General features: G+C 68.1%; 11 protein-coding genes and 1 pseudogene. 7 read left to right on the plus strand and 5 right to left on the minus strand.

Features of this window, described 5'->3' with window-relative positions:
* Positions 1-4 precede the first annotated feature (4 nt).
* From I1A62_RS39760 to I1A62_RS39770, 3 genes are read left to right on the plus strand one after another with little or no spacing between them, the layout of a single operon-like run.
* Positions 5-994 (plus strand): SDR family NAD(P)-dependent oxidoreductase, encoded by a 990-nt coding sequence (locus tag I1A62_RS39760; RefSeq protein ID WP_219457737.1) that lies wholly within the window; start codon positions 5-7, stop codon positions 992-994.
* Positions 991-1,560, plus strand: coding sequence for a mismatch-specific DNA-glycosylase (locus I1A62_RS39765; protein WP_124389457.1), 570 nt, complete (start codon positions 991-993; stop codon positions 1,558-1,560). Before I1A62_RS39760 ends, I1A62_RS39765 begins: the two co-directional genes overlap by 4 nt.
* A 25-nt stretch (positions 1,561-1,585) precedes the next feature.
* The gene (locus I1A62_RS39770) at positions 1,586-1,936 is read left to right on the plus strand and encodes a hypothetical protein (protein ID WP_219457738.1); all 351 of its coding nucleotides are present in this window, start codon (positions 1,586-1,588) and stop codon (positions 1,934-1,936) included.
* A 12-nt stretch (positions 1,937-1,948) separates the two neighbouring features.
* Here I1A62_RS39770 and I1A62_RS39775 read toward each other — a convergent pair whose 3' ends face one another.
* Positions 1,949-3,343 carry an acyl-CoA dehydrogenase family protein gene (locus tag I1A62_RS39775; protein WP_219457739.1) on the minus strand — a complete coding sequence of 465 codons (1,395 nt, stop codon included), beginning with the start codon at positions 3,341-3,343 and terminating at the stop codon, positions 1,949-1,951.
* A 131-nt stretch (positions 3,344-3,474) separates the two neighbouring features.
* Between I1A62_RS39775 and I1A62_RS39780 the strand changes: the two genes are divergently transcribed.
* Positions 3,475-4,284, plus strand: coding sequence for a class I SAM-dependent methyltransferase (locus I1A62_RS39780; protein WP_219457740.1), 810 nt, complete (start codon positions 3,475-3,477; stop codon positions 4,282-4,284).
* A 56-nt stretch (positions 4,285-4,340) separates the two neighbouring features.
* Positions 4,341-5,009 carry a L,D-transpeptidase gene (locus tag I1A62_RS39785; protein WP_219457741.1) on the plus strand — a complete coding sequence of 223 codons (669 nt, stop codon included), beginning with the start codon at positions 4,341-4,343 and terminating at the stop codon, positions 5,007-5,009.
* 60 nt (positions 5,010-5,069) lie between these two features.
* Here I1A62_RS39785 and I1A62_RS39790 read toward each other — a convergent pair whose 3' ends face one another.
* On the minus strand, positions 5,070-6,767 hold the full coding sequence (locus I1A62_RS39790; RefSeq protein ID WP_219457742.1) for a fumarate hydratase: 1,698 nt from the start codon (positions 6,765-6,767) through the stop codon (positions 5,070-5,072).
* Between the two features lie 178 nt (positions 6,768-6,945).
* On the opposite strand from I1A62_RS39790, the gene I1A62_RS39795 reads away from it, so the two are divergent.
* Positions 6,946-7,716, plus strand: coding sequence for a CPBP family intramembrane glutamic endopeptidase (locus I1A62_RS39795; protein ID WP_219457743.1), 771 nt, complete (start codon positions 6,946-6,948; stop codon positions 7,714-7,716).
* A gap of 6 nt (positions 7,717-7,722) precedes the next feature.
* Here I1A62_RS39795 and I1A62_RS39800 read toward each other — a convergent pair whose 3' ends face one another.
* Positions 7,723-8,964 (minus strand): triacylglycerol lipase, encoded by a 1,242-nt coding sequence (locus I1A62_RS39800; protein WP_124389464.1) that lies wholly within the window; start codon positions 8,962-8,964, stop codon positions 7,723-7,725.
* Between the two features lie 325 nt (positions 8,965-9,289).
* On the minus strand, positions 9,290-9,427 hold the full coding sequence (locus I1A62_RS39805; RefSeq protein ID WP_167372164.1) for a hypothetical protein: 138 nt from the start codon (positions 9,425-9,427) through the stop codon (positions 9,290-9,292).
* A gap of 302 nt (positions 9,428-9,729) precedes the next feature.
* On the opposite strand from I1A62_RS39805, the gene I1A62_RS39810 reads away from it, so the two are divergent.
* Positions 9,730-10,248: an OmpA family protein gene (locus tag I1A62_RS39810; RefSeq protein WP_219457744.1), complete on the plus strand. Its 519-nt coding sequence runs from the start codon at positions 9,730-9,732 to the stop codon at positions 10,246-10,248.
* A 9-nt stretch (positions 10,249-10,257) separates the two neighbouring features.
* Here the strand turns inward: I1A62_RS39810 and I1A62_RS39815 are convergent.
* Positions 10,258-11,389: pseudogene (locus I1A62_RS39815) on the minus strand (NADH:flavin oxidoreductase).
* Between the last annotated feature and the right edge of the window lie 59 nt (positions 11,390-11,448).

Consider the following 11,448-nt stretch of genomic DNA (forward strand, 5'->3'; position numbering starts at 1 on the left):
CCCAGTGCTCGTATTGGTCACGGGGGGAACAGGATTCGTCGGGGCATGGAGCGCGAAGGCGGCGGTGGACGCCGGTCACCGGGTGCGCTTCCTCGTGCGCGATCCTGCTCGCCTCGTGACCAGCGCGGCGGCGCTCGGACTCGACACGTCCGATCACGTGGTCGGTGACATCACGGACGCCGCGTCCGTGCGGCGAGCCCTGGACGGCTGCGACGCCGTCGTCCACGCCGCGGCCGTCGTCGCGGTCGACCCGCGGCGCGCGGAGGAAATGCTGGCGACCAACCTCGCCGGCGCGCAGAACGTGCTGGGAACCGCGGTCGAACTCGGCCTCGACCCGATCGTCTACGTCTCGAGCATCGCCGCACTGTTCCAGCCGGGGGCAAGTCTGCTCACCCCCGACCTCCCGGTGTGCGGGCCTCCCGACGCCTACGGCCGCAGCAAGGCACGCGTGGAGCAGTACGCGCGCGACCTGCAGGCCGACGGCGCACCCATCGCGATCACCTACCCGGGCATGATCGTCGGCCCGCCCGCCGGGAACCAGTTCGGCGAGGCCGCCCAGGCAGTCGAGGCCGCCGTCCACCTGCGGGGTCTGCCCGGGCGAAGCGCCGCATGGACGATGGTCGACGTGCGTGAGGTGGCCACGGCGCACGCCGCCCTCCTCCAGTCGGGGAGCGGCGCCCGCCGGTTCATGCTCGGAGGTCCCCGGATCCCGATCGCCGGGATCGCCGACATGCTGGCCACGATCACCGGCAGACGGATGGGCGTGTATCCGGTGCCGGACTCCGCGTTGCGCCTGGTGGGCAGGCTGGTGGACGCGATCGGCCGGTTCGTCCCCTTCGACACCCCGATCTCGGAGGCCGCGATGGAGTACTACACGCGGATGCCGGACACGGACGACCGGCCGAGCGAAACCGAACTCGAGGTGAAGTACCGCGACTCGGCGGAGACCCTCGCCGACACGGTCGCCGGGCTGACGGCGGCGGGCCGGCTGTGAGCTTCACGCGCGCCGAGTTGGAGTCGTTCCGGGACGCCGAGGTTCCGGACCTCATCGGACCGGGCTGCCGCCTGCTGTTCGTCGGCATCAACCCGGGACTGTGGACGGCCGCGACCGGGGCGCATTTCGCACGTCCGGGCAACCGCTTCTATCCGGCTCTGCTGGGTGCCGGGATCATCGAGCGACCCGTCAATCCGACGGCAGGCATGTCGGACGCGGATCGCGATCACCTGATCGAGCGGGGCGTCGGCATCACCAACCTGGCCCCGCGTGCCACGGCCAAGGCCGACGAGCTGACCGGTGAGGAACTGGCCGTCGGTGCCGAGCGCCTGCGCGTCATCGTCCGCGACACCGCTCCCCGGGTGGTCGCTGTCGCCGGAATCACCGCTTACCGCACGGCATTCGGGGAGCGTGCAGCGAAGAAGGGCAAACAGCCGCGCACCCTCGAGGGCGCGGAGTTGTGGCTGGTGCCCAATCCCAGCGGTCTCAATGCCCACGAAACCGTCGCCACCCTCGCCGCGTCGTACCGGGAGGCGGCGATCGAGGCCGGAATCGTCTCGGGCTGACCGGGCAGGTCGCTAGGCTGCGGAGATGACCGTCGTCTACAACCTCGTCTTCGTCTGCCACCTGCTCGGCATGGCCGCCCTGGTCGGCGGCTATTTCGCGGTCCTCGCGGCGCCGCGGATCTCCGAGGTGATCGTGTGGGGTGCGCGGCTCCAGTTCGTGACGGGACTGATCCTGGTCGGGCTGGGGGAGGCCGCACTGGACAAGGACTACAACCACGTCAAGATCGGCGTGAAGCTTCTGCTCTCGCTGGTGATTGTCGCACTCGCCGAGATCGTCCGGGGCGCGCAGAAGCGAGGGCAGGAGCGGCCGAACCTCGTACACGTGGTCGGTGGGCTCGGCATCGTCACCGTGCTGGTGGCCGCGCTCTGGACCTGATCCCGCGCCCGCTCACTTCTTCGGTGGGGCGAGGATCTTCATCGCCAGGCGCTGCGCGGACTCGGGCATCCGGTCCTTCATCGACATCGCGAACTCGCCGGCCTTCGTGCGCACCGACGTGCCCCGGCCGAACCGGCGGTTGAACGCGGATCCCTCGGTCGGCTGATCGAAGTGCAGCGGCGGGGCACCGTCCGCGGCGCCGAGTGCGCGCCCGATCACCATCCGCTGAATCTCGCTCGTGCCCTCGAAGATGGTGTACAGCTTGGCGTCCCGGTACCACTTCTCGACGGGATGGTCGCTGATGTAGCCCCACCCGCCCATCGTCTGCAGTGCACGCTCGGTGGTCTTCACGGCGACCTCCGACGCCGCGAGCTTCGCCATCGAGCCCTCGCCGTGGCGGAACTCCACGCCCGTCGCCGCCATCCACGACGCCCGCCACGTCAACAGTCGTGCGGCGTCGATCTGGGTCGCGAGGTCGGCCAGCGGGAAGGCTATGCCCTGGTTGTCGATGATCGGACCGCCGAATGCCTCCCGGCGGTTCGCGTACTCGGTGGCGTATTCGAGCGCGGCGCGGGCGATGCCCAGCGCCTGAGCCGCGACCATCGGACGAGTCTGCTCGAACGTGCCGAGGGTGGCCGATTTCCGCCGCGGCGCGCCGGTCGCCACCTCCTCCTGCACCTCACGGGCCTTCCGCATGCGGTGCTGCAGCTTGTCGTCGCCGCCGAGCAGGTGGTCGGCGGGCACCCGCACTTGATGGAACTTCAGCTCCGCCGTGTGCGACGCACGGCAGCCCAGCTTGTCGAGCTTGCGGACGAGTTCGATACCCGGACTTCCGCCGGGGACCACGAACAGCGCCTGCCCGCGGTGCCCCAGCTCCGGATCGACGGTGGCGTTCACGACGTGCACGTCGGCGATGCCGCCGTTGCCGATCCACATCTTGTGACCTTCGATCACCCAGTCGTCGCCGTCGCGCGTCGCGGTGGTCCGCAGATTGCGCACGTCGCTGCCGCCCTCTGGTTCGGAGATGCACAGTGCGGCGAGTTTCAGGTTGCCGGGCTCGCCGAAGCACTCGGGTGCCCAGCGCAGCATCTGCTCCGGCGTCGCGGCCTGTCCGATCGACGACAGCGCCAGCGCGGGCATGACCACGGCGAGCCCGATTCCGGCGCAACCCCAGAACAGCTCCTCCATGAACAGGGGGAGGGACAGGCCGGTCGGGTCGCCGATGAGGTCGCGGTAGAACAGCGGACTGTAGAAGCCCTCTTCCGCGGCCTTCTCGAGAACGTCCCACGGGAACTCCTGCGCGCGGTCGTGCTCGGCGGCCACCGGCCGGATCACGTTCTCCGCGAAAGCGTGCGTCCGCTCGACGAGGTCCTTCTGCGCGGGGGTGAGCGCGAGGCTGAAAGTCATTGGCGGTCCCTCGGTTGCCGTGTTGGTGTGCAACAACGTAACACTCACGGTCTTCGAGAACCGTGGATCACAAAATCCTGAGAAGTGGGATAGCAATCCTATTATCTGATCGGAGTTGCTAGCGTCGAGACATGGACGGCGACGAGACGGTCTACACCCACGGCCACGACGAATCGGTGCTGCGAAACCATCGATGGCGCACCGCCGAGAACTCCGCCGGCTACCTGCTTCCGCACCTGCGTGCAGGGATGACGCTGCTCGACGTCGGGTGCGGGCCGGGCACGATCACTGCCGACCTCGCGCGACTCGTCGCGCCCGGGACCGTCACCGCTGTCGAGATGAACGACGAGGCGCTCTCGCTCGCCCGGAATGAGTTCACCAGGCGCGGAATCGCGAACGTCGAGACCGCCGTATCGGACGTCCACGCGCTCGACTTCCCCGACGACAGCTTCGACGTCGTGCACGCGCATCAGGTCCTGCAGCACGTCGGCGATCCGGTGCAGGCGCTTCGCGAGATGAAGCGGGTGTGCCGACCCGGCGGAATCGTTGCCGCCCGCGACGCGGACTACGGCACCTTCACGTGGTATCCGCCGACACCCGAACTCGACGACTGGCTGACGCTCTACAAGGCCGTCGCCCGGGCGAACGGCGGTGAACCCGACGCCGGCCGCCGCCTGCGGGCGTGGGCGCACGAGGCCGGACTCGGCGACGTCGCGAACACGGCGAGCACATGGTGTTTCTCCACCGACGAGGATCGCGAGTGGTGGGGAGGGTCGTGGGCGGACCGTTCGCTGCGATCCGCCTTCGCGGACCGCGCGCTCGCGCTCGGGCTCGCCACCGAGGCGGACCTCGATCGCATCGCGGACGGCTGGCGTGCGTGGGTGTGCGAGGGCGACGGCTGGTTCGCGCTCCTGCACAGCGAGATCCTCTGCCGCGTGTAGAGGCAGCGCGAAGCGAAAATCTCGCGACCGGCGCCCGGCAATGGAACACTCGCCCCATGCTGACGTTGCGCGTGGGTCGACTGTGGTTGCCGGGGCTGATGGTGATTCTGATCGGGCTGGTGTTCGCACCCGGCGCCTCCGCGGCCCCGGATCGGGCGGTCTTCTCCGGAGTCTCGGACCCGGTGATCACCGTCTACGCCCCGTCGGCGGGGTCGGTGAGCGCCGAACTGACCGCCTGGGAACGGGGTTCGGACGGCACGTGGCAGGTGTTCGCAGGTCCCGTGCCCGCCGACGTCGGCGCGGAAGGAATCGGTGCGGCGAACGAATTCTCCACCCGCACCCCGGCCGGTGTCTTCCCACTGACGCAGGCGTTCGGCCGGCAGCCCGCACCGCAGACGGCGATGCCGTACTTCCAGTCGGATCGGCATGACTGGTGGGATTCGAATCCGCTCTCGCCGACGTACAACACGCACGTCCGGCAGGACGCGAGCCCCGGCGGTAACAGCGAGAACCTCTACTCGGCCGGACCGCTCTACGACTATGCGCTCGCGATCGGCTACAACGCCACCCGCATCCCCGGACTCGGCTCGGCGATGTTCCTGCACGTCACAGACGGCACCACAACCGAAGGATGCGTCGCCACCGACCGCGACACGCTGACAACCCTCCTCGGCCGACTCGACCCGGCGAAGAATCCGGTGATCGAGATCGCCGTAGGCGCCTAGCACCCGTGCGTGGTTAACGAGTCTCTGGACTCGTTAACCACGCACGGGCGGCGGAGCCGCCTACAGGCCGGGGCGCTTACCGATGGTGAGGGTGGGGGTGGAGACGCCGGCGAAGAAGTCCTCGCCCTTGTCGTCGACGACGATGAAGGCGGGGAAGTCCTCGACCTCGATCTTCCAGACCGCTTCCATGCCGAGCTCTTCGTACTCGACGATCTCGACCTTCTTGATGCAGTCGAGGGCGAGACGTGCCGCGGGACCGCCGATGGACCCCAGGTAGAAGCCGCCGTAGGACTTGCACGCGTCGGTGACCTGCTTGGACCGGTTGCCCTTCGCGAGCATCACCATGGAGCCGCCCGCGGCCTGGAACTGCTCGACGTACGAGTCCATCCGACCGGCGGTGGTGGGGCCGAACGAACCGGACGCCATGCCGTCGGGGGTCTTGGCCGGACCGGCGTAGTACACCGGGTGGTCCTTGAGGTACTGCGGCATCTCCTCACCGGCGTCGAGCCGTTCCTTGATCTTGGCGTGGGCGATGTCGCGTGCGACGACGAGCGGGCCGGTCAGCGACAGCCGGGTCTTCACCGGGTGCTTGGACAGCTCAGCGAGGATCTCGGGCATCGGCTTGGTGAGGTCGATCTTGACGGCGGCGCCCTTGCCGGTGCCGGAGATGCCGTCGGTCTCGGCGTCGAGCTGGGCGTCGGTGACCTCGGGGAGGAACCGGCCCGGGTTGAACTCCAGCTGCTCGAGGAAGACACCTTCGGGGGTGATCTTCGCCTTGGCCTGGCGGTCCGCGGAGCAGGACACGGCGAGGGCGACGGGCAGCGAAGCACCGTGGCGGGGGAGGCGGATGACGCGGACGTCGTGGCAGAAGTACTTGCCGCCGAACTGTGCGCCGATACCGATCTGACGGGTCAGCTCGAGCACCTTCTCCTCGAGTTCCAGATCGCGGAAGCCGCGACCGGTGATCGCGCCCTCGTTGGGAAGTTCGTCGAGGTAGTGTGCGGACGCGTACTTGGCCGTCTTCAGCGCGAACTCCGCGGACGTGCCGCCGACGACGATCGCGAGGTGGTACGGCGGGCAGGCCGCGGTGCCGAGGGCGCGGATCTTCTCCTCGAGGAACCGCATCATGCCGTCCGGGTTGAGGATCGCCTTGGTCTCCTGGAACAGGTAGGACTTGTTGGCGCTGCCGCCGCCCTTGGCCATGTACAGGAACTTGTACGTGTTCTCGTGACCGGTCGCCGTGTCGGCGTAGAGCTCGATCTGGGCGGGGAGGTTGCTGCCGGTGTTCTTCTCGTCCCACATCGTGATCGGCGCGTTCTGCGAGTACCGCAGGTTGAGCCGGGTGTAGGCGTCGTAGACGCCGCGCGCGACGGCCTGCTCGTCGTCACCGGGGGTGAGGACGTGCTGGCCGCGCTTGCCCATCACGATCGCCGTGCCGGTGTCCTGGCACATCGGCAGGACGCCTGCGGCGGAGATGTTGGCGTTCTTGAGCAGGTCGAGTGCCACGAACTTGTCGTTGCCCGACGCCTCGGGATCGTCGAGGATGCTCGCGAGCTGCGTCAGGTGATCGCTGCGCAGGTAGTGCGAGATGTCGTGGAGGGCGGTCTCGGTGAGCAGGCGCAGCGCCTCGGGCTCGACGGACAGGAAGGTGCGGCCGCCGGGTCCTTCGACAGTCGACACCCCCTCGGTGGTCAGCAGCCGATATTCGGTGGGGTCCTCACCGATCGGCAGCAAGTCCTCGTAGAGGAAGTCGGCCATTCTATCTCCTGGACAGCGGGTTGTGTGAAGTTCGTCTTCAGGCTAGACGCGGCCCCCGGCGGCCCTGTGACGAGGGGGCATGCTTTCACCTGCACAGTGGCGTGGCTCACAGAGTTCTCACAAGTAAATCCGTACACTTGACTGGATGCTTGAACACGGAACCAGATCGGCCGGCCGAATGACCCTCGCAGTCCAGGACGCCGGAGCCGTCGGCGACGAGAAGTCCGGTGCACGTGCCAAGCGGCCCGTACTGCACGCCTACCTCGACATCGCGATCGTGGTGGTCGTCCTCGCGGCCACGAACCTCATCGCGCATTTCACCACCGCGTGGGCCAGCATCGCGACCGTTCCCATCGCCGCCGTCGTGCTGCTCGTGCTCACCCGGCGCCGCGGACTCGGCTGGGCCGAACTGGGGCTCTCGCCCCGGCACTGGCGGAAGGGTTCGCTGTACGCCCTCGCGGCGATGGGCCTTGTGATCGGCGTCGTCGCGATCGGTGCCGCCCTGCCGATCACCCGGCCGTTCTTCATGGCCGACCGGTACGCCACCATTTCCGGCGCCCTGATCGCGTCGATGATCGTCATCCCGCTGCAGACCGTCATCCCCGAGGAACTCGCGTTCCGCGGCGTGCTGCACGGCACCCTCGACCGCGTGTACGGCGCCCGCGGTGTCTTCGCGGCGGGATCACTGATGTTCGGTCTCTGGCACATCGCGTCCTCGCTCGGACTGACGTCGGGAAACAAGGGACTGTCGAGCTTTCTCGGCGGAGGCGTCCTCGGGCAGGTGCTCGGCATCCTCGCGGCGGTGGTCGCCACTGCGGCCGCGGGCATCGTGTTCACCTGGCTCCGGCGCCGCAGCGGCAGTCTGATCGCGCCCATCGCGCTGCACTGGTCGTTGAACGGCGCGGGGGCGCTCGCCGCCGCCGTCGTGTGGCACACGACCATGGCCTGAGCAGGGTCAGGTCTCCGGGGCACCAAGCCACTCGAGAAGCTTCTCGTACACCGACTCGTGATTGAGCATCGTGAAATGATTCGCGGGTGCGAGGTGCATGCCGTCCTCGTCGCGGAAGCCGATCATCCGCGTCCGGTTCCGGCCGGACGCGCTCGGTACGAGCACCATGCCGTCGCCGAGTAGGCGGCCGAGCGGATGTTTCGGACTTCGGGTGATGGTCGCGGAGACGAAGCAGTAGGTCACGTCGTCGAGGAGGGGGACCTCGCTGACGGCCGCGGCACGGAGGGCGTCCGGATCGCGACCGCGCCAGTCCTCGTCGACGAGCGAACCCTGATTCAGATCCCGGATGCCAGCGCTCCTGCGGCGCAGGAGTCCGGAGATCGCCCGTGTCTCGGGCAGTGCGGCCAGGCCGGCGCTCGCATAGTGGACGGCCTGTTCCAGCGGGGCGCCGAGGTGAGGTGAGCCGAGACTCACGACCTGCCGCACCCGCCGCACCCACGGGCGGTCGTCGAGGAAGGCGATCCGGCAGGCGCTGCGGGCGACGAGGCCGCCCATCGAATGCCCGACGAGTGCGATCGACTCGACCTCGACCGGCCAGTGCTCGGTGACCGCGTCCAGAAGGTCGGACAGGCTCCTGCCGTTGTCGGAGATGTGCCGGCCGGAGTTGTACCGGATCTGCAGCGCCGTGTATCCCAGGTCGGTTTGGAGCCGTTCACCGTAGGTCGGGCGGCGGCCCAGCGACCACGCGTCCTCGGTCTCGACGAGTCCGTGCAGGAAGACCACGACGCTGCCGCGGGCGCGGGGGAACGCGTCGGCGAGCGTGGACGCGTCCGCCGTGAGCGCGACGCCGTCCACCCGTATCGCCAGGGGTTCGGCGAGCACGGACCCCTCCGATTCCAGTACGTCGCCGATCAGCCCCTGGATCGCGGCGATGGCCCGGGCTCCGCCACGGGTCTGGGACGGCGGGACGTTCTCCGCCGACGGGACGTCGAGGAACTGTCCCGCGAGGGAACCGCCGAGTCGGGCGGTGCCGGCGACGAGTGCGTACACGGCGGCGGAGATCTCGTCGTGGAGCGCCTTGGCGGGGAGGGCGTGGGTGCCGACGCCGAGCCGCACTCCGGCGAAGACGCGGTCCGAGACGGCGCGGTGGATGCTGCCGATGCCGCCGGCGGCGGCCCCGATTTCGTCGAGAGCCAGCCGGGCGAGTGCCCGCACCTCGGAGCGGCGTCTGATCTGCGGGTCGGTCACGAGATTTGAGTGTACGCATGTGCACTGAGATGTGCGCGTGCTGCGAAATTTCGAGAATATGCAGCGCACGCGACTATTTCGCGAATAAATCAACGGTGAAACGGGAAAGTTGATCTTGCGAATGGCGGATCAATTGGTCGACCGACCAATTCCGGGGAAAAGGCTGGTGACGCGGATAATGAACATGTTCACGTCACGAGTTATTCGTCGTGATAGATACGTGATCGAAGCGGTCGTTACCCTGCCGACAACACCGCGACGGGGCCCGCGCGCCTGAGCGCTCGAACCCCGTCGCGGGTGTTCAAGTCTTGTGCCAGCGGAAATGCTAGCCAAGCGTGGCTGCGGCCGCCGTCGCGGCGTCTGCGCCGCCGCCCAATGCGTCGGCGGAACCCGAGAAGAAGTCCAGGGCACCGGCGAGGTCGGAGAAGGCGGAGAAGAATTCGGACAGGAAGGCGAGATCCATGCGTTTAACTCCTTGCTCGGTTGTGGGCATTTATGTCGGCGCTGAGCGGGCGCCGGATTCATTCCTACCGTTATTGAAATGAGATCGCAATCCGTGGAATTAACCGAATTGAAACGGAAGGCGAATCAACGGTTTTTGGGCAGGTGAGAAGCCCGTGTCCGGATTCACATCCGTCCGCGAAATCTCACGATGTGGGAGCCTGGGCCGTGTTCGAATCCCACCTTCGAGGGTGCGGGCGGGGCTATCCTCGTCCCACGACGTGTAGCGCTTTCCGGACATACGGACGTATAGGGGAAACCATCATGCGCAAGACCATCGTCACCGGCATCGCGGTCGCGGCCCTCGCGCTGCTCGGCGTGGCCGGCTGTTCCAACGACTCGAACGAGGCTCCGATCGCGACCACGACGACGGCCTCCGCGTCCGATCGGGTGGAAGGCGCGATCAGCAGTGTGCAGGCCACGGCGTCGTCCGCCGTGAACACCGCGCGCGAGGCCACCCAGAACGCGATCAACTCGGCCATCGCGGCGGTCCCGATCGGATTCGAGTCGGGAACCGCCGAACTCAACGCCCTCTCGGACGTGACCGTCAAGGCGGTGGCCGCCGCGATGAAGGCGGGCGACGCCAAGATCGCGATCGAGGCGTACGCCAGCAACACGGACGAGGCGGCCGCCGAACTCCTCGCCGACCAGCGCGTTCAGGCCGTCGCGAACGCCCTCGAGGCGCAGGGGGTCGACAAGAGCCGCATCTCGACCGAGGGCACGGCGAACCCACCCGAAGGCGTGAACGTCGATCAGGTGGAGATCACCGTCGAGGACAGCTGACCGGCGCGGTCAGTGCAGGACCGCCCGGTGCTCGTTGCTGTACGGGATGTGCTCGGCGGTCCTGCCGTCGCGGAGATTGAGCACCCACTCCGGATCGGACAGCAGTGCGCGGCCGACGGCCACGAGATCGAACTCGCCGTTCTCGTACTGCCGGAGCAGACGGTCGACTCCGGCGGTGTTCGAGGCGCCGTCCGACGTGAAGGCCGTCGTGAACACGTCGTCGAGACCCACCGAACCGACCGTGATCGTGGGCAGTCCGGTCAGCCGTTTTGGTCCACCCGGCCAGGCCGAGTTCCCCGTCCTCACCGGACAGTTCGGCGAAGGCCGGTTCCCAGTGCCTGCGGGTGGACGGGTGCAGCACGTCGACACCGGCGGCGACGAGGGGCGTCAGCACGGCCGCGAGTTCGTCGGGGGTCTGCGCGATGCGTGAGTCGTAGTGGTTCGACTTCCACTGGGAGAAGCGGTAGACGATCGCGAAGTCGTCCCCGACGGCCTCGCGGATCGCTGCGACCACCTCGACCGGGAACCGGGTGCGGGCCTCGAGGGATCCGCCGTAACCGTCGGAGCGGACGTTGGTGCGGTCCCACAGGAACTGGTCGAGCAGATAGCCGTGGGCGCCGTGCAGTTCGATGCCATCGAAACCCACGTCACGTGCGTTGACGGCGGCCGCCACCCAGGCCTCGCGCAGCGCGTCGAGATCGGAACCGGTGAATTCGCGTCCCAGCAGGGTCCCGTCCAGCGCGATCCCGGACGGGCTGGCGGTCGTCACCTCGGGGTTCATACGGGGCTGCGGGCCGCGTTCGACGCCCAGATGCCACAGCTGCGGAATGATCTGTCCGCCCTCCTCGTGGACCGCGTCCACCACCGACTTCCAGCCCGCGAGGCTGTCCTGTCCGTAGAGGAGCGGCACCCGGGTGTGCGATCCGGCGGCCGGGTCCGGAATGTACGTCCCCTCGGTGATGACGAGACCGACGCCGCCCGCCGCGCGCCGGCGGTAATACGCCACGACGTCCTCCCCGGGAATGCCGTCGGGGGAGAAAGCCCTGGTCATGGGTGCCATCGCGAAGCGATTCCGGAGCTGGAGAGATTTGACGGCGAACGGCTCGAAGAGGCCGTCCACGGGCAGAGGTGTTTCGGTCATGCCTGTCTGCAACCGAACTCGGTTACGCACTATTCCTGCATATGACCTGCTGCGTAGTT

Source organism: Rhodococcus sp. USK10, assembly GCF_019378875.1.
Classification (GTDB): Bacteria; Actinomycetota; Actinomycetes; order Mycobacteriales; family Mycobacteriaceae; genus Rhodococcus_F; species Rhodococcus_F pseudokoreensis.